At 55.7% G+C, this 22,600-nt stretch carries 13 protein-coding genes and 2 riboswitches; of the genes, 5 read left to right on the top strand and 8 right to left on the bottom strand.

Annotation, left to right across the window (positions count from 1 at the left end; translation table 11 throughout):
- Window positions 1-33: 33 nt before the first annotated feature.
- The 3 genes from DQG13_RS00130 to DQG13_RS00120 all read right to left on the bottom strand — a co-directional run bounded on the left by DQG13_RS00130 (window position 34) and on the right by DQG13_RS00120 (window position 7,394).
- Window positions 34-1,485, bottom strand: a complete 1,452-nt coding sequence (locus tag DQG13_RS00130) for a helix-turn-helix domain-containing protein (RefSeq protein ID WP_113017349.1) — start codon at window positions 1,483-1,485, stop codon at window positions 34-36.
- Window positions 1,457-3,262 carry a sensor histidine kinase gene (locus DQG13_RS00125; RefSeq protein ID WP_113017348.1) on the bottom strand — a complete coding sequence of 602 codons (1,806 nt, stop codon included), beginning with the start codon at window positions 3,260-3,262 and terminating at the stop codon, window positions 1,457-1,459. The genes DQG13_RS00130 and DQG13_RS00125 overlap by 29 nt, the downstream gene beginning before the upstream one ends.
- Window positions 3,263-3,404: 142 nt before the next feature.
- Window positions 3,405-7,394: a CBM96 family carbohydrate-binding protein gene (locus DQG13_RS00120; RefSeq protein ID WP_113017347.1), complete on the bottom strand. Its 3,990-nt coding sequence runs from the start codon at window positions 7,392-7,394 to the stop codon at window positions 3,405-3,407.
- A gap of 344 nt (window positions 7,395-7,738) precedes the next feature.
- On the opposite strand from DQG13_RS00120, the gene DQG13_RS00115 reads away from it, so the two are divergent.
- Window positions 7,739-8,551: an NAD kinase gene (locus DQG13_RS00115; RefSeq protein ID WP_113017346.1), complete on the top strand. Its 813-nt coding sequence runs from the start codon at window positions 7,739-7,741 to the stop codon at window positions 8,549-8,551.
- A 360-nt stretch (window positions 8,552-8,911) separates the two neighbouring features.
- On the opposite strand, the gene DQG13_RS00110 is transcribed toward DQG13_RS00115, so the two are convergent.
- Window positions 8,912-9,877, bottom strand: coding sequence for a YutD-like domain-containing protein (locus DQG13_RS00110; protein ID WP_113017345.1), 966 nt, complete (start codon window positions 9,875-9,877; stop codon window positions 8,912-8,914).
- 235 nt (window positions 9,878-10,112) lie between these two features.
- Between DQG13_RS00110 and larE the strand changes: the two genes are divergently transcribed.
- The 3 genes from larE to larC are packed head-to-tail and all read left to right on the top strand — an operon-like array spanning window position 10,113 to window position 12,717.
- Entirely contained in the window at window positions 10,113-10,961 is an 849-nt protein-coding gene (gene larE / locus DQG13_RS00105; RefSeq protein WP_258525379.1) for an ATP-dependent sacrificial sulfur transferase LarE, read from the top strand.
- Entirely contained in the window at window positions 10,961-11,749 is a 789-nt protein-coding gene (larB, locus tag DQG13_RS00100) for a nickel pincer cofactor biosynthesis protein LarB (RefSeq protein WP_113017344.1), read from the top strand. The genes larE and larB overlap by 1 nt, the downstream gene beginning before the upstream one ends.
- The gene (gene larC / locus DQG13_RS00095) at window positions 11,746-12,717 is read left to right on the top strand and encodes a nickel pincer cofactor biosynthesis protein LarC (RefSeq protein WP_113017343.1); all 972 of its coding nucleotides are present in this window, start codon (window positions 11,746-11,748) and stop codon (window positions 12,715-12,717) included. The genes larB and larC overlap by 4 nt, the downstream gene beginning before the upstream one ends.
- 104 nt (window positions 12,718-12,821) lie before the next feature.
- On the opposite strand, the gene larC2 is transcribed toward larC, so the two are convergent.
- Window positions 12,822-13,304 carry a nickel pincer cofactor biosynthesis protein LarC2 gene (gene larC2 / locus DQG13_RS00090; RefSeq protein ID WP_113017342.1) on the bottom strand — a complete coding sequence of 161 codons (483 nt, stop codon included), beginning with the start codon at window positions 13,302-13,304 and terminating at the stop codon, window positions 12,822-12,824.
- 167 nt (window positions 13,305-13,471) lie between these two features.
- Between larC2 and DQG13_RS00085 the strand changes: the two genes are divergently transcribed.
- Window positions 13,472-14,518 (top strand): M23 family metallopeptidase, encoded by a 1,047-nt coding sequence (locus DQG13_RS00085; protein WP_113017341.1) that lies wholly within the window; start codon window positions 13,472-13,474, stop codon window positions 14,516-14,518.
- Window positions 14,519-14,567: 49 nt separating this feature from the next.
- Here the strand turns inward: DQG13_RS00085 and DQG13_RS00080 are convergent, their stop codons facing one another.
- The 3 genes from DQG13_RS00080 to DQG13_RS00070 all read right to left on the bottom strand — a co-directional run bounded on the left by DQG13_RS00080 (window position 14,568) and on the right by DQG13_RS00070 (window position 22,475).
- The gene (locus DQG13_RS00080) at window positions 14,568-15,347 is read right to left on the bottom strand and encodes a transglutaminase-like domain-containing protein (protein WP_113017340.1); all 780 of its coding nucleotides are present in this window, start codon (window positions 15,345-15,347) and stop codon (window positions 14,568-14,570) included.
- A 13-nt stretch (window positions 15,348-15,360) separates the two neighbouring features.
- A riboswitch (cyclic di-GMP riboswitch) is annotated at window positions 15,361-15,447 on the bottom strand.
- A 45-nt stretch (window positions 15,448-15,492) separates the two neighbouring features.
- Window positions 15,493-15,579, bottom strand: a riboswitch (cyclic di-GMP riboswitch).
- A gap of 132 nt (window positions 15,580-15,711) precedes the next feature.
- Window positions 15,712-21,558: an SdrD B-like domain-containing protein gene (locus DQG13_RS00075; RefSeq protein ID WP_113017339.1), complete on the bottom strand. Its 5,847-nt coding sequence runs from the start codon at window positions 21,556-21,558 to the stop codon at window positions 15,712-15,714.
- A 197-nt stretch (window positions 21,559-21,755) separates the two neighbouring features.
- Window positions 21,756-22,475: a class D sortase gene (locus tag DQG13_RS00070; protein WP_258525378.1), complete on the bottom strand. Its 720-nt coding sequence runs from the start codon at window positions 22,473-22,475 to the stop codon at window positions 21,756-21,758.
- Window positions 22,476-22,600: the final 125 nt, after the last annotated feature.

Below are 22,600 nucleotides of genomic sequence, written 5' to 3'. Positions count from 1 at the left end.
AGAGTCTAAACTTAACGGGTTATTGGACAAAACTTAGAAGCCGTTCATTTTGCGGTAGGCGCTGGGAGTATGTCCGGTAAGCCGTTTGAATACCCGGATGAAATAGGCGTCATCGGTAAAGCCGGATTGGAGGGCAATCTCGCTCACGCTGAGCTTGGAGCCGAGCAGCATCCGTTTGGCTTGCTCCACACGGATGTTTTGCAGATAGAGAACAGGCGTCATTCCCGTCTTTTTGCCAAAAACGGTGCTGACATAGTCCACATTCATGGAAACCAGACCGGCCAGATCGGAAATTTTGATATTTTCCATGTAATGCTTCCGCATATGCGAAATGAGACGATTTACTACAGGATGGTCTGTTTCCTGGCTGTCCGGTCCCGGCGGGCGCTCGATTAGGCCGCTTGCATATTGCAGCAGCTGATGCAGTAGGCTCTCGTGGCTGATTGCCTCAAAAACAAAGGCATGATCCGGGCGCTGCCCGGACAGCATGGCAAAGGTCTGCGCCAAACGGAGGGCCGTCTGCTTCACTTCCATATGCGGACTTGCCAGACTTCGTTTTATTTTCCATAACGATTCCAATGCCTGGCGGAACCTGTTGGCCTGTCCTTCCTCAAAGGACCGTACAACCTCCCCCTCCAGTGCTTTGGCGGCGTGTATTGCACTCTCTCTGTCCTCCAAAGAGGCTGCCAAACCTCCGTACCAAAACTCGCTGAGGCCATACAGCGCTTTCTTCCACGCACCCCTGATGGTGTGTGAATGAACCTCCGCCGCATCTGCCGCATAGGCGAAGCCCCCTCTGGACAACCCATGGAGCACTCCGGTCTCCGGCAGCTGCCGCCCCCAGCAAAAGTAGGTGGTGATCCCCCATTCGAAAAAACGGTAAACGGCCTCAAAGCCGCTGCCGCTTCCGCCGCCCGGCACCGGCTCAAGAACGGCAGGCTGTCCGCCGCTCAGCACCGTGACAATCGTCAAGTGAAAACGGCTAAGAGTCCCCCAGTCCTCCGCCTCCTCCCCCGCGGTGTCCCCGCCGGAAGTATCCATTCCCCAAATCTCCGCCCAGATTCGGCGCAGCCGGGGGAGCTGGGCTACTGCCCTTTCCTTCAGTTCCTCGCGCAATTCCGTTTTGATCCTGTCCAGGGTTTCCAGAAGCAGATCATCCGTAAGCGAAAGCTTCAGCAGATAGTTGAAGGCTCCGTACTGGAGCGCCTCCCGGGCGTAGTCAAAATCGCTCATCGCCGTAAGCATGACAAACCGGCTGGGAATCCCGGCCCTGCGGGTTTCCCGCAGCAGCTCAATGCCATCCAAACCCGGCATGACAATATCGGCAATCACCACATCGGGCTTCAGCTCCAGGATAGCCGCCAGAGCCCCTTCTCCGTCCCCGGCCTCGCCGATAACCCGGAAGCCGTGCCGGCTCCAGTCCACCAATTCACGGACAGCCGCCCGCACATAAGGCTCATCCTCCACCAGAAATACGGTCCACATCTCTCTTCTCTCCTTCCCCGGAATAAGGCGTTGCGATCAAAAGCGGAAGGATCATGCGGATAAGGGTTCCCCCCGGCTCCGATTCAATCTGAAGGAGAGCCTCCTCCTTGAAGAGCAGCTGAAGTCTCTCCCTCAGGTTGCTCAGGCCAATTCCCGGCCTGCTCCGTCTGGAGGATTTGCGGCCTGCCTCCTCCATGCCGATGCCGTTGTCCTCCACCTCCAGAACAAGCTGTTTGCCGGAAGCCTTGGCCCGGACCCAGATCCTCCCCGAGCCTTGTTTGGTATGGAGGCCATGTACAATGGCATTCTCCACCAGAGGCTGGAGACTGAGCTTGGGCACCAGGGCATATTGAATGGAGGGCTCCAGCTCATCGATCAGCTCGAACCATTCCTGATAGCGGAATTTCTGCACGGATGCATAGGAATGAAGCAGTTGGATTTCCCGCTCCAGCGGAACAAGCTCAATTTCATGATTCAGGCTGGCCTCAAGAATCACACCGAGAGAGGTGCAGATGGCAGCGATGTCCTCCTGCTTCTCCCGGCGGGCCATCCATTTTACGGTATTCAGCGTATTCAGCAAAAAGTGGGGATTCATCTGGGCCAGCAGCATTTGGAAGCGGACCGCATGCCGCTGCTTTTCCTCCAGATTCAGCTTGTGTATCAGCTCGACAATATTGTCGGTCATTCTGTTGAAGCTTTTGCCAAGGGACATGACCTCGCGGGTAGCCCCTTGTCCGATGCGGATTTTCACATTCAGCCCCTTGTCGGATACCTCCTCCATGCTGCACTCCAGTTGGCGCAGGGGTTTGGTCATCTTGGAGGCCAGCAGGAAGATCATCCACATAAACAGCAGCATAACGATGCCCAGGCCCGCAAAAAAGAACAGCCGCAGCGGTCGCAGATCGCGGAACAGCTCATGAAGGGGAAACTGGTTCACCACATACCAATCCAGCTCCTCCAGATAGCTGTAGTTAATCAGGTAAGCCGCGTTTCCATCCTTGTAGTAGCCTCCGGAAGGATTCGAGCGCGCCTCCTGCAGAAGCCGCTCCCGGTCGAGAATCTGCTCCCGGCTTTGGGTTACGGTCTTCCCGCTGCCGTCCATGATTAAGAGATCCTGATCGGTAAAGCTGTTCTTGAGCGTGCTGTTGAGCCATTCCTGCACATTGATGCTGATGCGGGCAAGGCCCAGGCTGGTTTTCCGGGTGGAAAGCGGATCGTCCAGCAGGATATACAGGCTCAGCAGCTTGCCTTTTTGCCCATAATACACATCATTCAAATCATCGGATACCCATTGATAGGAAAAGGAGCCCTCTGCCAGCCTTTGCCGCCATTGCTCAAATTCCTCCGCCGAATTGGCCAGTCTGCCATTGGGCGCATAGGAGGTGTATACATTGCCCTCCCGGTCGATCAGCTTGAAATAAAGCTCGGTCTGATGGAAAAAAAAGCTGTTATTGATGCCGGCCATTTTGCTTTCCACCTGCTTCTTCCGGTCAATGGAATTCAGCGATTCCGGCTCTGCCAATATCCGAAGCAGGCTTTCGTCCTGAACCAGCAGAATATGGGTTTTGTAGGCGAAGGCCATCATATCGGTCAGCGAGGTGCTGACCTGCTGCATCCGTTCCGACATTCTCTCCATCATGTCCTGCTGGCGGATGGATTCGAAGTGCTGGAACAGAAAAAAAACTGCAGCAGTCAACGGCAGCAGCAGCAGAGTGACAAAAACGGCAAACAGCCTGAGCTTCAGGGTATTCAGCATATTCAGCCTTAGACGCAGCATTCCGACCACTCCATATTCAGGGTTCTTTCATTATAGCATAGCAATGAAGCGTCTCAGCGAAAAAAGGTGAGGAAAGACAGCGCTCCTAGGAGCACTCCCTTTCCCCGCCCTGTTGGAAATGGACTGTATGAGCCGGTGAGGCTTATTCGGCTTCTCCCGGCGGGAGCCATTGCACCGTTTTGAACTTGGCCTGGGTTTTCTCGGTGCCAATGCCCGAGCCCCATTCAATAAAGCCCTTGCGGCCGGCTCCGTCATTATCATTGACCAGAAGGGAAAAGGTCATTCCCTCTCCGGTCCGGTCAATGGTGGGGATTTCCGACCACGGGAGAGCCAGCTCATAGACCGTCCTTTGGGCTAGTTCATCCCGGTGCACCGCCAGATTTCCTCTGGCGGTCAGGTCTCCGTCGGCCAAACCCGCGGGCGCAAGCCAGCGGTAAATCTGCGGGCCTGCCAGCGTCAGGGACAAGCCGTATTCGTACCACTCCTTGCTCAAGCCGGGCAGATCCGCCGCCAGGGCAAATTGAAGGCTGTCGTTCTTGTAGATCTCCGCCCCGGAGAAGGAATGCTCGAAGACATCGTCCGCAATATCCGCGGTCAGATACAGACAGTTCTCATCCCAGGAGAGTGCGGCATAACCGCCCAGGTCATTTTCCCCGCCATAACCGCTTATGTGAACGGTCCCCTTGGACAAATTCGCCGTGGGCGGCTCTTCCCGCGGATCTGTCACTCCATCAATTGTTATGCTGCCAAAAGGAATAGGGTTAAAATCCAGCATTCCCTCATAGATGTAGGGCTCTGTTCCCGCCAATTCCGCCTGCACCCGGGTGTCATAGGAGATGCCGTTCTCCCATTGGCCGGGCAGTACCAGATCATAATTTGCCTCGGCGCCGGGGGCCAGGATGATCCCGGGATGCGCAATACCCGAGCTGCCGTTCATGGTCCACTGGATTGCGCCTGTCTCCATGGTCAACGTGCTGGAATAATTGGCATAATGGAGCCGAAGCGCCTTCTGCTCCCCCGCTCCATCCGTCACCGGCCACATCCGCACTTGGCTGGACCTGTCCACGTCCAATTGCACCTCCAGCCTGCCGTACACTCCTGCTTCCTCCAATAAATATCCCGATATTCTATGCTTGCCCTCGCTATGGAAGGACGGCCCCGCAATCGTCAGCTCCATCTCCTGCCCCGGAGCTGCATAGAAGGGATTGGCGGTTCCTCCCACCACGGCTGCCGCTGTGATGCCGGATTGTCCGGCATTGCTCACCTTCAGCAGCAACTGGGCAGGCTCTCCGACCAGAACCCGCTCTCCTGTCAAAGCATAGGTAGCATCCTCCTGCATGCCAAGAACGGAGCCTTTCACATAACGGGGCTCCCCGTCCAGCGTCAGATACACCTTGCCTTGCTGCGGCACATAGGTTTGGGTATTGCCCATCAGATCCGTTACTTCAACAGGGGCGTACACCTCAAGGGCAACCGTCATCTCCCGCTGCGCCCATACCGCTCTTGTCTCCACACCGTCCTTTTGGAAAACATAACTGGATATATCCGGAGCAAAACCATCCGCGCGGTCGTAATCCCAGCCGGCCAGTTGTCCGGTCATGGCGGCGAACGCAGCGTATGCCGGCTTCGGCGTATAGGCGCCCAAGGAATCCTTCAGGTTGCGGATGACACCAAAGTTGTTTTCATTATAGGTCTTGTCGGTGCCGTCGTTCATGAAATCATACCAATACACCCGCTCCACGCCGTTGGCAAAGGATACGATGTAGCTTCTGACCAGATAATCGGCCTGAGTCTTCTCGTTTGTGGAGCCCTCGTGGGTGGGCCAGCCGATTTCCGTGCTCCAGATCGGCTTCAGTTGGCCGCCGTTGTATTGTTTGATCAGATTTTTCAAGGCCGTAAGCTCCGTTACCATCGCTTCGGGTACTCTGGGATACTGATACGGATGGATAGAGATGGCGTCCATGTATTGCAGTCCGCCCAGCCGGAAAACCTCCTCGATCCAATCCAGGGGCACTCCCGCTGCCGCAAGTCCAACTACCGTCACATCGGGACGGACCGCCTTGATGGCCTCATAGCTCTTCTGCAGCATCCCGGCATATACCTCCGGCTTGCTGTCCGCCGGTCCGTTGCCCCGGTCGCCATAGCCCGGAAGATTAAATTCGTTGTAGATTTCCACTGCCTTGATTTGGCTGCCGAATTGGGCCAGAGAGGCAACGGCATAGTCGGCATATGCCTGGAAGCCCGCTTCCGAATACGGGGTGCTGCCTCCGTCATACAAGGGATTTTCCAGTCCCAGCATAATCAGCGGCAGAATGCCGTCTTCCCCGATTTGGCTCATATAAGGGGCATATTTGCTGTAGTCATATTGCCCAGCCTGGGTTTCCACCGACGCCCAATAATAGCCGTCCCGGATGGAGCCGGCTCCTGCCGCCTTGGCCAACGGGCTGAGATCCGGGGACCAGCCGGTGGCCGAGCTGGCAAAGTGGGTGTTCATGCCGAAGCGGGCATCCAAGCTCTGGCCCGGATTCGTATCCGGCAGCACGGCGAAGGGGGTGCGCAGGGCTGCTGTGGTTCTTCCGGGGGAGTCAAGATCGGCTTCCAGCAGAAAGTAGCCGGTTTGACCCGGGTCCAATTCCAAGAGGACCTCCGTCCCCTGATTGGCATAGACGCCTTCCGCAACGGTCTCCTCCCATATATTTTTCACGCTCCAGGAAATGGTCTCCCGGTTGGTTTCGATCTTGAATTGCACATTCTCCGATTGCAGGAACACGTTGCCCGGCTTGATCTGGCCGATGCCGATTTTCCCGGTGCGGACGGTTTGCATGGGTCCGTCCCGGCTTTCCGCTCCGGCAGCATTGACTGCTTCCACCTTGAAGGTGTATAGGGTGTCCATGGATAGTCCAGCGGCATTGTATTGATGAACAGTGCCGCTTACCGTATCCAGCAGCATGCCGTTTTTGTAAATCCGGTAGCCGCCGATAGCCTGCTCCGCCTCCAATGCCGGTGTCCAGGCCAAAGCGGCCGAGGTTTCATCGCCGCTGCTGTCTGCCGCGAGTATGCTGTCCGAAGGCCAGAAGGCGGCCGGTTGGGCAGGATAGGAGGGCGAAATGCTGAGATACGGCTTATGGGTCAGATTCTCCTTGCTTTTTAAGCGCACCAGCAAGCCTTTATCCTCTTGCAGCAGGGTGAACTGAAACGGCTCATTTGCCCGGATTTTGGCCCTGACATAGGAGGTGACATCAATACCGTACCATTTGTACTCCTGGTTTGCCGATTGGACGTGCAGCTTGCCGATATAATCGAAGGGTTGGGGACGGGGCGAGTTCCATGTCAGCGTCTGCTCTTCCCAGCTTGTGTCATCCGTACTCAAAACCTGCACATCGGTTTCGGTTCCTGCCGGGTCCGTCACGGCTCCGTACACATAAAGCACGGCGCTTCCTACAGGACCGTTGTATGCGTTTTCATTAAACTTGATATAGGTTTGCCTGGTGTAAATATCCGCATCCTTCTTGACCAGCAGCTCTGCTGCACTTCCATAGTTGTCCGCGGCCTTGGCTCCGCCGTTTACATACGTATCGGCAGCAGGATACAGGGAAACTGTCTGCTCTTCATCCGCGGCAACCAGGGTGAATTTAACCGCATCGGCCCTCAGCCGCTTGTTCAACGTGCCCAGGCTTAGCTTGACATAACCATTGGAACCGGATGAAAAATGATAGCTCCCCAGCTCCTGCCAGCCGCTGTTTCCCGTTGACTGGTCCATGGACAGAGCCTCTGTTCCGTCCGAATGGGCTACCTCAACCCGGGCATTGGGGTCTGACGAGGCCTCGGCAATTTTGTAAATCGATACATCATAGATTCCCCCTAGCGGCAAATCGGGAATGTACAGCACATAGATGTTGAGGGAGGAGGCATTATCGGTGAACCGGGTGCCGGAATTCAAGTACCCCTTCAAATTGGAATTGGTCCATGCCCCCGATGCCGACTCATAATATCCGGCGCCACCATTGTCCACAATCACGGTGGTTGCTTCCGCCTGCGCCGGGACGGCCTGCAGACCCTGGAAGGGGCCGAGAGCCAGCGCCAGTGCAAGAACAAACCCTGCCAGCCGTTTGAATCCGAAGTTTTTTGGCATTGCGCGTTCTCCTTTCATTTGTTTAGTGTAACAACAGCTTTACTATAACATCGGCCCTTCCGGCAGGACAGGGATGAAACTTATGGAGGAATTGGACGGAACTTGATTGCGGTAGAGGAGGAGCCCGAGCATGGGGTGTTTGGCGAAGGCCGCCTGCTTGAATGCCTGATTGCCTGACGGAGGCAAAACGTTTATGATGAGGGTAGTTTAGCCCTTACGATGCCGGCTTTCCTGGCGGAAAGCCCAGCTTATGCTTACGATGTCGGCTTTCCTGGCGGAAAGCCCTTAGCTTATGCTTACGATGCCGGCTTTGCCTCGCGGCAAAGCCCTTAGGAGGAACCGTCTTGAACTACTTTGTTGTGAACCGGGGCGATGAGGAGTCCTGCAAGCTGGTGAAGGAGTTCCACCGTTTGGCGGCAAGCCATGGCATGACCGAAAGCCGCAGCGATCCCCATTTTGTGGTTTCCATCGGCGGCGACGGCACCATGCTGCAAGCCTTCCACCAATTCCGCGAGAATTTGGCCACCGCATCCTTTGTGGGAATCCATACGGGACATTTGGGCTTTTTTGCCGACTGGATGCCTGGTGAAATCAACCAGCTGCTCACTCTGATGAATGCGCCCCCTCAGGATAGCAAGCTTCGGCTGGTGACCTACCCGCTCATTGAAGTGGAGGTGGTCAAAACGGAAGGGGACGCCCATTCCTTTATGGCCTTGAACGAATTCACCATAAAAGGCATCGACTCGACGCTGGTGGCCCAGCTGAACATAAACGATGAACCCTTTGAAACCTTCCGCGGGGACGGCATCTGCATCTCCACTCCCTGCGGCAGCACCGCTTACAACAAGAGCCTTGGCGGCGCGATCCTCCATCCTTCCCTGGAGGCTTTGCAAATTGCCGAGATTTCCTCCATCAACAACCGGGTGTACCGGACCTTGGGCTCCTCCATGATCCTGCCCAAGCATCATCACTGCGACATCTATCCGAAATCCGAGGGGCGGTTCCTTATTACCCTGGATCACCTGTCGTTCCAGGAGAACCAGATTACCTCCATCCGCTGCCAGGTGTCCCGGGAATCCATCCGCTTCGCCCGCTTCCGCCCGTTCCCCTTCTGGAGCCGGGTGCGGGAGGCCTTCATTGGCCAGGATTTCAAGTAATCGCTTGCTCGATAGAAGCGGGTCCGTTGCTCCTTGCTTCTTCCAGCCGGACAGGGAATCCGCTATTTTTCAAAATTGGGCGTTTCCGGGAATTTCACGGACACACGATGCGCTATTTGCTCCATCTGACGCCCAATCCGGCTGTTTGGCGCCCCATAACGGATTCTCTGTCCGCGTACATGAGAAAACAGCATTTTTGCGGCATTTAACGGATTCTGTGTCCGCGCGGAGGACGGCTGTAGCGGCTCCTCTCCCTGAGCGCCCCTCTTCCCAACCAACCCAAAAAGCCCAAGACGCCGAAGGCTTCCGCCTTCTGTCTTGGGCTTGTTTTTGCTCTTCGCCGCAGCCGAAGCCGGCGTGTTAAACCAGAGGCTCCGCCCGGCCTTTTTCCCGGTCCCGTTCGCGCTCACGGTCGTTCCGCTTCTCCCGGTCCTTGTCCCGGTTCCGCTGATGCTCCCCGCCGTTGCCGCCGGACTTGTTGTTGTTCCGCGGAGGATGGTGTTTGCCCTTTTCCCCTTGAGGCTGCCCCTGCTGCTTGCGCTCGCCGGGCTGCTGGTCGCGGTTGGGGCGGTTCTGCTGCTCGCGGTGGCGGGAATCCTGCTGCTCCCTGCGGCGGCCGTCCTGCTCCCGCTTCCTGCCGGCCTCACCCTCGCGGCCGCCGTTCTCCCGTTCGCGGGGTTTGCCGCCGCCGAATTCGCGCTGGCGTCCCCCATCGGCCTCGCCTCGGGGCTTGCCCCCGCCATGGTCCCGCCCGTTGCGGGAGCCTTCCTGGCCGCGCCGGTTATCCTGCCCCTTTTGCCCGCCGCGGGGCTCACGGTCTCCATCCCGCTTCCCGCCCTCCTGCTGGGCGGGCTTGCGCCCGTTGTCTGTCAGAGTATGTACGGCTGCCGTAAACCTCTCCTGCCCATTCCGCTGGCGGGGCTCCGCCGTCTCCTGCTGCTTGCGCTGGTACTGGTGGCGCGGCTTAAGCTCATACTCCCGGGAACGCTCCGCCTCGTAGAGCCCGTTCCCCTCGGAATCGTCGCCATCCTCGCGGCCCTCGGCGTTTTTGCGGGAGGCGAGCTTTTCAATGATAAAATAGGCGCAGCCGAAATTGCAGTATTCGTTCAAATAATCATGGAGCAGCGCAATGGACGAATCCTTGCTCCCCTTATTGTTAGGTTCCTTGAAGAAGCCCCTCAGCCGCAGCTGATTGTAGCCCCAGTCCCCCACTATAAAATCATACCGGTCCAGCACCTCGCTGTACCTGTCCCGAAAAACCTCGTAGTTCCATCCGTTCTTATGGTCCAAGACCAATGAATAGGTATTACCCCCGATATGATACAAGACCGCTGCCTCCTTCACCGTCTCCTGCTGCTGCGCTATGTTTTCTTATTATAACACGAAAAGCACGAAAAGGAATTTTCCGCCTGCATCAGATTTGTCCCGCTCCCCGCCAAAACAGACATGACAGGGATTGTATGCTAAAATAGAAATCTGAACCCGATTCATATACAGATCATATCTGAAACATTAGCCGGCTCCATCACAAGAGCCGTTATAAGAACGGAGGGAATCGAAAGTGGAGAAAGCTTTGTCGACAGAGGAAAAAAACGCCCTGCTTGGCGATATCCTGCGCGGCATGGGCCGCATTCTGGTGGCTTTTTCCGGCGGGGTGGACAGCACATTTCTCCTGAAAAGAGCCCAGCAGGAAATCGGCGACCAGGTGCTGGCAGTAACCGCCGCATCCGAAACCTTCCCCAGCCGTGAATTCGATGCGGCCGTGGCGCTGGCGGAGGAGATGGGCGTCCGTCTGATCAAAACTGAGGTTAAGGAATTCGAGAACGAGAAATTTGTCGCCAACAATCCGGACCGGTGCTACCACTGCAAAACAGGGCTGTTTACCCATTTGCAGCAGCTGGCGCGCGACCAGGGCTACGAGGTGATTGTGGACGGCTCCAATATGGATGATCTGGGAGACTACCGTCCCGGCCTGCAAGCCAAAAATGAACGCGGCGTCCGCAGTCCTTTACAGGAAGCCGGGATGACCAAGGCGGAAATCCGCCAGCTTTCCAAGGAGCTGGGGCTGCCCACTTGGAACAAACCCTCCTTCGCCTGTCTGTCCTCGCGCATTCCGTACGGAACCAAAATCGAGCGCTACAAAATCGACCAGTTGGATGTGGCAGAGGCTTTCCTGGCGGAGCTGGGCTTCTATCAGGTGAGAGTCCGCCATCACGACAAAATTGCCCGCATCGAAGTGCTGCCCGACGAAATCATGAAGGTACTGGAGCATAAGGAAGCCATCCATCAAAAGCTGAGCTCTCTCGGCTTCTCCTATGTGACGCTGGATCTGGCGGGATACCGGACAGGCAGCATGAACGAGGTGCTGGCCCCATCCCTGAAGCAGCAAAGAAAGGAAGTCGCCAAGTAATGGACATTGATCAGTTGCTGAAGCTGGTCCATACCGGGGATTTGAATCCCGAGGAGGCCAAGGTCCACATCCGGGAGATGCTCAAAGCCAAGGAGCCGGACGGCACGGCGGACATGGGCTTTGCCCGGCTGGATGTGCACCGGGAACGCCGGACAGGATTTCCCGAGGTGATTTTCGGCCAGGGAAAAACGCCTGAGCAGCTTCACGCCATTTTTCTGAAGCTGACGGAGCATGTAGACCGGGTGCTGGCTACCCGGGTCACTTCGGAGCAGGCGGAGCCGGTGCTGCGGGATGTGCCTGCCGCCCATTATGATCCCGTAAGCCGGACCATCTCCTGGCGGCAAAAGCCCTTTGTCCCCTCCAAACATGGCTATGTGGCCGTGGCCTGTGCGGGAACCTCGGATTTGCCTGTGGCGGAGGAAGCCGCCGTTACCGCCGAGATGCTGGGCAGCCGGGTGGAACGGATTTATGATGTGGGAGTTGCCGGCATCCACCGCCTGTTTGAGCGGCTGGACATTCTGCGGGAGGCCGACGCTATTGTGGTGGCGGCAGGCATGGAGGGAGCCTTGGCCAGCGTAGTGGGCGGACTGGTGGCCAAGCCGATCATCGCGGTTCCCACCAGCATCGGCTACGGCGCCAGCATGAACGGAATAGCGGCGATGCTGGCCATGCTGAATTCCTGCGCACCCGGGGTTACCGTGGTGAATATCGACAATGGCTTTGGGGCAGGCTATGCAGCCGGAGTCATCCAACAAAATCTGGAGAAGAAGGCGAAATCACCTTTATGAAAATCGTATATCTGGATTGTTTTTCAGGAATTGCCGGCGACATGACGCTGGCGGCTCTGGTGGATGCAGGCGCGGACAAGGATTATGTGGAGCAGGAGCTGGCCAAGCTGCCTGTAGACCCGTTCACCCTGCGGTGGACCCGGGTGACCAAACGCGGGGTCTCCGCCCTTAAGCTGGACGTTCTGCTGGATGAGGCCAACCCGCCTAAGCACCACCGCCATTACAAGGATATTGCCGAGATGATCGTCCGGGCTGGCTTCAGCGAAAAAGCCACCGCCCTGGCGCTCTCCATTTTCGAGAAAATCGCCATAGCGGAGGCTAAAATCCATGACGTGCCGGTGGAGCAGGTCCACTTCCATGAGGTTGGCGCCATTGATTCCATTGTAGACGTAATCGGCGTGGCGCTGGCGTTGGATTCCCTGGACGCGGAGAAAATCATCAGCTCCCCCGTACCCTTGGGCTCCGGCTCCATCCGCATCGATCACGGCTTGTATCCCGTTCCGGCCCCGGCCACCCTGGAGATGATGCGCGGCCTGCCCGTTGCCGAAAGCCGCCTGCGGATGGAGCTGACCACCCCTACAGGCGCAGGCATTATTGCCGGAACGGCTACCGGCTTCCTGACGTCTTTGCCGTCCATGATTGTGGACAGCATCGGCTATGGAGCCGGCACACGGGATTTGGCCGATCAGCCCAATGTTCTGCGGGTGGTGATCGGGCATACGGAGCCTTATTTGGACAAGTGGCACAGCCATCATGAGCTGCACCACATCGAGCATGTCCATGAGCACGCTCATCACCACCACCATCATGGCGCATCCCATGAGCATCATCACGGTGAGCATTCCCACCACGGGCATTCCCATTCCCATCCTCATGATCATGTTGAAGAGGCAGTCGGCCACGAGACGCCGCCCCATCTTCATGAAGAAAAGCTGAATGGCGAAGCTCCCTGCGACACCAAGCACTAAATTCTGCCGCGAAACGCAAGTGAATGGATATTCAAGCAGCGCCTCCACCCTATTTGGCGGGAGGCGGCTGAATATTCATTCACTTTTTTTTGTTGGCTTCCGCCTTACACCAAGGGCCCCGCCAGCTCCCGATAGCGGCTACGCACTTCCTCGTAGACTTCCTTCAGAGGGACGCCAAACCGCCGCGCCGCTTCCTCGCATTCCCGGAACTCCGGAGCAAATTGGACAGGCTTGCCTCCATGATATCCCACCTTCACCGACATGGGCCCGAAGCGGGTCTCCACCCGGACAAACTCCCGTCCAAGCCGGTGGCATTCCGCCCGGACATACCGCAGCCCCAGTGTAGTGGTTTCCGCAAAGATCACCTGCTCCATAGCGGCGATCCCCTCTTCACCCACCAGCACATTCAGCATAATGCCCGGCCTTCCTTTTTTCATAATAATCGGAATCCAGTACACATCATTGGCCCCCGCGGCCAGCAAAAGATCGGTAATATAAGAGGTAAATTCGGGATTCATATCATCCAGATTCGCCTGAAGAATGACCATGCCCCCGTCGGTATGCTCCTGCCTATGCAAATGCTCCAATTCATGCGCCTCCCAAGTCTTGTGAAAATGCCTTGCTTCAATCCTCTCTAAACCATGGGGATCGTTTATCAGGATAAAATGGGGCTCCCTTAAACATGCTAAGTATAGCACAACACTTATGGCCTACATGTCAAATTTACGGAATATGAGAGCGGGAGGAAGATTTTATGAGACGGCGGCACCGGTACAGCGGCATCGCAGCAGCGGCGGCCTTCCTCTGGCTGGCGGGAGCGGGGTTTGCGGCAGCGGCGCCGGCAGGGACAGAAGAGGCGGAAGTCTCGGCCCCCCAGCCTGCCGCGTCAGCCAGTCCAAATTATGGGGCGCGCAAAGCGCTGTTTGAGGAGACCGGGACCATCACCGGCATCCGGTGGCATGATTTGGCTGCTGCCGATCAATATGAACGGACCATCAATTTTGTGAAGAAACGTTCGGCCGGAGACGGATTGGTGGGGATTTATTTTTCTCCGGAGGACTGGACGGGCTTATCCAATCCGGACCGGGGGGATACCAGCCCTCAAGGAATTGCCGCCTTCGGAGGAAAAGGAGTGGACGGAGACGGGGATGGGCAGGCTGACCGGAACAGCGATCTGGACAGGCTTGCCGCTTATGCCCGGCAAATCACCCGGTTCGGGACGGACGAGGAAAATTTGCGGATTGGACTATGGGAATATTACCAGAACAACCGGGCAGTGGAGCGGATCACCCAGTTTTCTAAAATTTACGCTGCCTTTGGAACTTTGGATTTGTTCACCCATGCCTTTCCCCTTCCCCTTGGGGCCGACTATTCTTACCGCGACACCTGGGGAGCCAGCCGCGGATGGGGGGGAGACCGGATTCATGAAGGGACGGATCTTTTTGCCCATCATGGGGTTCCGGTCCGCAGCACCTGCTACGGGATAATTGAAGTGATGGGCTGGAATCCCTTCGGCGGCTGGCGGGTAGGCATCCGGGATTTGAATAACGTCTACCATTATTACGCCCATCTGTCCGGCTTCAGCAAGGAGGTCAAAACCGGAGATGTGGTCAAGCCTGCCCAAGTCATTGGCTGGGTAGGCAGCTCGGGTTACGGAAAACCCGGCACCTCCGGCAAATTCCCGCCCCACCTCCATTTTGGCCTCTACCGGGACAATGGTTTGACAGAATGGTCCTTCGACCCTTACCCCAATCTCAAAAAATGGGAGCGGGAGGAGCGGGCTGCAGGCCGGAAAAAATGAACAAGTCCGGGGATGATCCCCGGACTTGTTTTTGTTATGGTTGTATTAGTTAGTAAACCTTGGCTGCAACGTATTTGCTGCTGTCCTTGGCAAAATCCGCGGTTCCGGTTCCGGCGTCCACTGTTGTATCCACAGTTACCCAAACCCCGTTCAGCAGCACTTCGTTCCAGGCGTGGTATTCCTTCACATATTCCGAGTCGCCCATCACCAGCTTGGCAGGAATGCCGACACTGCGGGTCATAGCAGCGAAGAGAGCGGAATAATCGTAGCAGATTCCGGTTCCGCTTGCCAATACTTGGCTCGGATTGGGGACGTAGCCCGAAGCTACATTGGCAGCCAGTTCATAGTCATAGGTGATATGGCCGATAATATATTCATAGATTGCCTTAACCTTCTCTTCGTCGCTGCTCTTGCCTGCTGTCAATTCCCCGGCTTTGGCTATAACATCCGAAGCGGCAGCCCAGTTCACATTTTGGGTGGAGTTCAGATATACGGCATTGGAATCGGCAAGCACAACATCCTTGGTGGCGGTATATACGCTTTTGTACTTGTTGCCGGTGGTGTTCTCCAGCACTGAGATCTTGTAAGTGCCATCGCCCAGTTGGAGGGGGAAGCTTTCTTCCGTGCCGTTGTTCTTCAAGTCGTAGGTATAGCTTGTCCCGTCCTTGGTCACCATGACCTTAACGCGGGCTCCGGAGTCTGCTTGGTATTGTACGCCGATGGAACCGACGGCAATATTGCTGTCATTCAGCCAGGATGCGGCGGATGCTGCGCTTGTGTACGCGAACAGCATACCTGCTGCAAGGATAGATGTGACTAATTTCCGCATGAAAAAAACCTCCTTCGGAAACTGGCTGCCATCCTTCAGATGAAGGGAAGGCCCTATAGCTTTGCGTCCCTGCTTTTCAACAGGTTTGCCGTTTATCGGTTTAGGTTTGGGGCGAATGCTCATAAAACAAAAAAAGCCAATTACATTCGGCGGCTGGCTGCCATCCTTCAGATGAAGGGAAGGCCCTGTAGCTTTGCGTCCCTGCTTTTCAACAGGTTTGCCGTTTATCGTGCACTGCTTCTTATATAATAATCTATCAGATTTTCGACATTTTTTCAATAGAGTTGTAGAAAAATATGCCTTTTCCCCAGGGAGCAAAAAAGCCGCCGGAATCCAGCTCCGGCGGCGTTGCTTCATACAGATATTACAGCCTGCGTTTGCGTCTGCGCATGAACATGCCCAGACAAAGCAGTCCAAACCCCGTCAGTTCCCAGGAAAGCCTGTTTTCTTCCCCTGTTTTGGGCAAAGTGCCCGTTATGGGGGAACCGCCTTCGGACGTATCCAACGGCACATCCTCTACATCAATCTCAAACAGAACCTCTTCTTCATTGCCATCCTCGTCCTTCACCACAATACTGAAGCTATCCTGGCCGGTGAAGCCGGGATTCGGCGTGTAGGTCCATTTGCCCTTGTCATCCACCTGAACCTTGCCGTTCTCAGGCTGTTTGCCCAGATCCGCTTTTCCTCCGTCAGGAACCGTTACATCGCCCTCCTTGGACGTATCCTTGGGCGTGGTTTCATTCTCAATCGGTATCTCATTGGAGCCGCCCGGATTCGTTCCGGGATTGCCGCTGTTGGATGGAGACGGCGCAGGTGATGCGCTCTGACCGGGTACTGGCGTCGGTGTTGCAGACTGGCCGGGTGTTGGCGTCGGAGTAGCCGTTGGTGTCGGAGTAGGTGTCGGTGTCGGGATATACCCTCCTCCGCCGGAACTATCCTCAGTCCTGATGCCGATGTCAATGGTGAGATCCTCCCACACATCCGCATCCCCTATTGCAATTACGGATGTAAAGCCGTTTTCAAGCCGGTTGGAATCCAATGCAGCTCCGGCTTCGGCATTCTCCGCCACCGTCAATACATATCCGGAGGGAACGGTAAAATGCACATAATACTTGCCGCCCAGCAGATTGTCGAACAGGTAGTAGCCGGGTTTGCCGGAAGCATCGTCAGCGGTAACCGTCTCCTTCAGAAGCTGCTTGTTCTCATCATACAGCTTGACGGAGACGCCGTTGCGTCCATACTCGGCAACCTCATCCTGCTTGCCGTTTCGGTTAAGGTCAAACCATACGTAATTGCCGATTACTCCCTTCGGCACCAGACCCAGGTCAATAGTGGGGTCAACCCAATGCCCTTCTCCGATGGAGATTTTGTCTGTGATATGCTGCTCATTGGTAGGATTGGAGTCCTGCCCTCTGTCCGAGTCGGCCTCTTCCACCGTTTTCCTGTAATCCCCGGGAATGGTGAATTGGACATAATAGTCACCAGCCAGCAGATTGTCGAACAGGTAGTAGCCGGGTTTGCCGTCAGGACCATCCCGGGTGGTGGTGACGGCCAGAGGTTCGCCTGCAGAGGAATCCTTGTACAGCTTTACCTCTATGCCATTGATCCCCGGTGTATCCCCATCATTCTGAAGCCCGTCATGGTTGCTGTCCAGCCAGACATAGTTGCCGATTTCGCCCCGCGGCACAAGACCAAGATCAATGGTCGGATCATGCCAGTTGCTGCTGTTGATCACAATTTTTCCCGTGTTGCCGTTGCTGTCCGTTGCATTGGAATCCGTATCCGCTGCGCCAATATTCGGCAAGGTGACGCCGTAATCAGCCGGGATGACGAATTGTACATAATAGCTGCCCGCGCCAAGGCCCTCAAACTTGTAATAACCCGCCTTGCCGTTGTTGTCACGGGTCGCCATCTCGGCAATCTGCTCTTGTGTCAGCCAGTTGTACAGCTTAACGACAATCCCGTTGATGCCGGGCTCCCCCGCCTCCTGAATGCCGTTCTCATTGCGGTCAAACCATACATAGTCGCCGATGCTGCCCAGCTTGGTTGAGTCTACGGGAGTCGTATGGCTGTCGGTATCCCGGGGTGTTTCATCGGGGGCAGCCGTAACAGTGTTGACGATTTCCGCGCCCGTCAAATCCGCCGAAGTCACCGTATAGGTATAGGTGATCTCCTTCGCCTCTCCCGGCTCCAGCTTCGCGATAGGCGGCAAGCCGGAAGCCTTGCTGTCGGTCAAAACAACATGATGCAGAGGATAAGAACCGGTATTTTTTACGGTAACCGTATAGGTAATAACGGTCCCTGCCTGGGAAACGGCCAGGGCGCTTCCGGTTTTCTCCACATCGATGGCCGCCAGGGGAACCTCGACATCGTCCGTAAGCCGCTGGGTTGCCTCGTTGTAGAACGCCTCTACGGTGTTCTTCAGATGTGTGCCGTCCACATCCGCGGCGGCAACGGAATATTCTCCGTACAGCTTGATGGATTTCCCAGGTTCAAGCTCTTTGACTGTAACGTACGGAGCAGCCTTAGTGCCGTCATTGTCCAGGCCGCTGATAATCTCCGGACGGCCATGGCTGTTCAGACTCAAGGGAATTTCTTCTCCGTTATAGATCAGCTTGGTAAAGACAAAACCGGCCTGATTCCGGTCCAGTTGATCCATCAGCTTGATATTGTGCAGGGTAACCGATGAAGTATTCTTGAATTCTATGGAATATTGCACCTTGTTCCCCGACACCGCGTAATCTTGGGACACTGTTGAAGCTGTGGAGCTTCCCAATTCCACCCGTTCAAGCTTCTTATCCAGTGTGGCGGTGGGATTGCCGCTGGGCTTTTGCTTTTCCACCAGGCCAAAATCAATGGTTCTGTTTTTCCCGGCCTCGGGAAGCACGATTCTTTTGGTCATATAGGATGTGTACCCGCCTGACAGTGCCTTGGCTGTAGTAAAGTTGGAATCATTGCCGTTGACCTGAGCGTCGTCCGCTCCATCGGCATCGGGGATGGTCGGCAAATAATGCTCCGGGAGTACGAACTCCACGTAGTAGCTGCCGTCCTCCAGGCCCTGGAACAGATAATATCCGGGGTTGCCGCTGGTGTCATACCCGGTTTTGCTGCTTTTAAAGGGCGCGGCTTCCGGCTGCCCGTTACCGGCTTCCTTGTACAGATTTACCGTAATTCCGTTAATGCCGGATTTTTGCGGGTCGCCATCAAACCGTTCATTCTGCAAGCCGTCGCGGTCGCTGTCGAACCAAACGAAATCGCCAATCTCGCCCAGAGGGACGTGAACGCTATTCGGGTCAACAATAAAACCTACTTTATTGGGGGCGGTGGGCAGCATCTTCAGGCCGTTATTGATTTCCTGAGCCTGAATGGCGAAGGAGTTCCAGGCAATTTCCCCCGTTGGCGCTCCTACCGGAGCATCCATCTTCCAATCCAGGACGATATAGTCTCCCGGAGCCAGCCCGTTTTCGCCGTCGCTGCCTTTGATGCCGGTGATTGCAAAATACAGTGACTTGATGTCTGTCAGATTATCGCTGCTGTGGGCGGTTTGGGCAACCCATCCGCTCTTTCCGCCCGTTGCGTTCGTGAAATTTACTACCTTATCCTGATCGGAGGATTTGCTGTAATAGGCGGTCAGTTGGTATTCAACCGTCTTGCTGCCGGTTGCCGAAGACGACGTGAATGTCTTGGCACCTGAGGGAAGAACCTCAGCCAGATTCGGTTTCCATTGGGAGCCTCTCGGCGTCAGTGCAGTCCCGGAGACGCGCAGGGCGGAATCCCCTACATACGGCAAAATATCCAGAACATCGATTTTTCCAATCCGGGTATTGCCGCTGTTGCGGATAGCCAGCTTATAATCCGCCGTTCCCCCTTCAAACGTTACGCTGTACCGGGGAAATTCGGTATACTGGGGATTTCCCTCAGAGTCAAACGGGATGACCGGCAAAGCAGGTTCCCCCTGATAAGCGGGATTGTCGCTTGCCCGGAAAATCGGCTCCAGATCTCCCCTGTTCCACTTGGTGGATTGGACCAGGGCTGTTTTGACAATCGGAATTTTTACATCGTCATGAACGTAATAAGCATTGTTGTCAGTGGAAGGCAGTACGCTATTATGGATGCCAGGATGACGGGTTCTCCAGCTGTCAAGATCGGGAGCCGCATCCTGATTGGCCGGCCAATCCGGGTCGTCGGTATACCAGAATTCCTTGTTCTGGCTGGCGGTAGTGATATACACATCATTGGTGTAGCCTGGGCTGTTCTGCGCCGTGCCGGCCTTTACTACTCCCTCATACCTGATCGTGAAGCTTTGTCCAGGCAGCAGCTTCACCCCTTCACTTTCATCCCAGTACCACTTCACAATGGTGCGGCCGGGATAAGGAGAGGCCGCAGCCGGAATAATTTCAATTTTGGGGTTGGACAATCCGGAAGGCGCGTTAACAAGCTGGAAGGACTGCGCAAGTGCCACTGCCGCATCGGCGATCTTGGGATTGGTATAATAATCGAATTCGGCGGGAAGCACATCGTAAATGACCGGATTCTCATATGGTCCTGTTGCCTTCAGATCATTGCCAATCTGAAGGGTGAAGGGCACATTGATCAGCGGCCCGTAGCGCACGGTGTCGTCATAGGTTTTATCCACCGTCAGCCATGGCTTGGGCTCATTGATCTTGAAGGAAGCGGCAGCCGTCAGCGGTTCTCCGGGAATGATTACGCCGGGGTTAGTCGTATCCCGCAGCTTGTAGTCCAAATACGCGGAATTGGTTACTGTGTCGCCATGCTTCACCTGAGTTCCCGTTCCGTTGGCATTGGCAAGTACGGTGCCCGTAACCGTAATATCGGAAATGGTGCTGCCCGGATTCAGCTTGGCGAAGGTCCATTTCACTCTGGTCAGGTATTCGCCGGCGTTCACAACAATATTATTCCCGGTGCCGCCTACTGTCAGGTCTCTGGCGGTGCCGACCGTGGGCAGTCCGGTGGCAGTTTTCCATCCCCCGCCGGAGCTGGTTTCATATTGGAACGTACTCCAGCCGGCCGGAAGCCTAATCTTGCTGTAACTCATCTCCGGCGGCAGGGTATCCACCAGAACAAGATCAGTCAAGGCCGAATTGGCATTGGAGATCACATTGCTGATGCCCTTGATCGTGAAGGTCTGGGTTTGGCCCGGATAGCGATAGTCGTACTGCCTGGATTTGCTCAAGACCGGAGCCCCCGATACAGGCGGGCCGAACTTCGTCGTCACCGAGCTGCTGCTGCCGCCGATAATACCCTTCCCATCGATGCTGTAAGTATCCAACGTAACGGTATTGATCTGCGACTCGGGATTGCTTGTTGTAAAGCTGTAGCCGTAATTATCTGGGAACTTTACTTTAATGATATCCTTGAAGGTCTGGCTGGCGCCGATACTGGGAATGGTCCAGGTGATGGTGGAGCTGCCCGGATCATAGTCTCTGGTGCTTCCACTAGGCGGAGGGTCATTGGGAAACGTAACCTCGGCTCCGGCGGGAAGATTGGCAGGCAGTTGATCCACCAATGTGATATTGGTGAGATTTCCCGCGCCGGTGTTGCCGGCTGTGCCTTTAATGCCTACCTCATATGTAACTATGCCGTCCACAATGGGAATCGAGCTGTTGCTCAATCCTGTAAGCTGGGTTTTGAAGGTTTCCCACTTATTGTAGGTGTCCTGTACGGGAGTGGGATTGGGCGACGGCGATGGTGAAACAGGATTGGGATCAGCCTTAATGGTAACGGAAGCTGTAGCCTCTGTAACCCGGCTGGGATCGCCCTGGTCCGTAGCCGTTACTTTGTTGACTGTGGAGACTGGAGAAGCGCTTCCGGTGGGTTTGGCCTTTACTCTGATCTGATCAGCCACAGTTGTCCCCGAACCTAGCTCCTGCGTACGCTGCACGGTTTGACCGCTTTTGCTCCATCCGGCCGGAACCTCCAGGATCTCGAATTGGGAGGGAACAACATCCTTTATTTGGACTGTTTTTCCTACCGCGGTGGAACCGTCCACTTGGTAGCGGATCGTGTACACCACCTCTTCTCCAACCTCAACCTCCGCCTTGTCGGCCTCCTTAGTCAAGGTGAAGCCATCAATCGGGGTGCTGGCAAAGCTGATTCCCGCAAAAGGCTGCAGGAGCATCTGCAGCAGCATCACCCACATGAGCGCAATGGAAATCCTGCTTATTTTGGCAGTTTTGCGTTTAAGCCTCATCCATCCTATCTCCTCTCATGATACTTTAGGCATATAAATAGGGTAAAATTGCCCATTCTATCACGAAAACTATACATGATCCGTCTGAACAAATACTGAACAAAGAATATATCCAGTTAAATAATTGCTATGGACACAAAAACGCCGCCGGGACTGATCCGGCGGCGTTTTTCCACATGCAGATTTTCTCTGCAAGATCATGCTTCTTTAGCTTGAACAATCAGCCTGTGAGTGGCGTTGACTACGGGGTCGCAGGTGATGAGGGTGAGGATTTTCTCTGTTTTGCTGCCCTTCAGCACCGAAACATCCTCGGGCTCCACCAAAAACGTCCGGAAGACAATGTATTCCGTGCGTTTGCCCTTTTGGTCGATGACGATCCGGTCGCCCTCCTCCACCTCGTCCAGCCGGTTGAACAGCCTTCCTTTGGTCAACGCCCGGTGGGCTGCGATGGCCGCATTCCCCGTTTCTCCCAAGGGAGTAGTTTCAACCATATGGCCTGCCGCCAGCTTCATGTTTTCCTGGGTAGCCCCTTCCAGCACCGGGAGCTTCAGGTTGATTTTGTCAATGGTCAAAATGGCGATAGCCGGGTTAGGGGTTGGTGTAGGCTTGGGCTCAGCCGTAGGCTGGGCGGATTCTTCCCCCGGCGACGGGGAGGCTGGACCGGGAACGGCTTCGTCCGGAGCTTCACCCGCTGCTGCGCCGCCGCTGGATTCCTGCGCCATCAGCCGGGACAGCTCCCGGTAGGCGGCCTCCTTGGCCGCTTCCGCTTCCGGCGGCTCCTCCGCTTGAAAAAGCTGGCTTTCCATCTCGCCCAGAAGCCGCTCCTGCCGCCAGTCATAGTACCATTCCCGCGCATAAGGGAACAGCATGACCAGCAAGCCGGCCAATATGAGGACGTACGATAGTTTTTTTGCCATGCGCCATTTCTCTCCCTTCCGGCAGTCTGCATACCTCCACTATAACGGTTTTTGCGTTCCGTTACATCTGATGGACAATGGAAAATTTTCACTGGGAGAGGGAAGCCGGGGAGTATGGCATCTCC

The sequence above is a fragment of the Paenibacillus sp. YN15 genome (assembly GCF_003285005.1).
In the GTDB taxonomy this organism is placed as follows: domain Bacteria; phylum Bacillota; class Bacilli; order Paenibacillales; family NBRC-103111; genus Paenibacillus_AR.
This window is presented reverse-complemented; position numbering and strand designations above follow the sequence as displayed.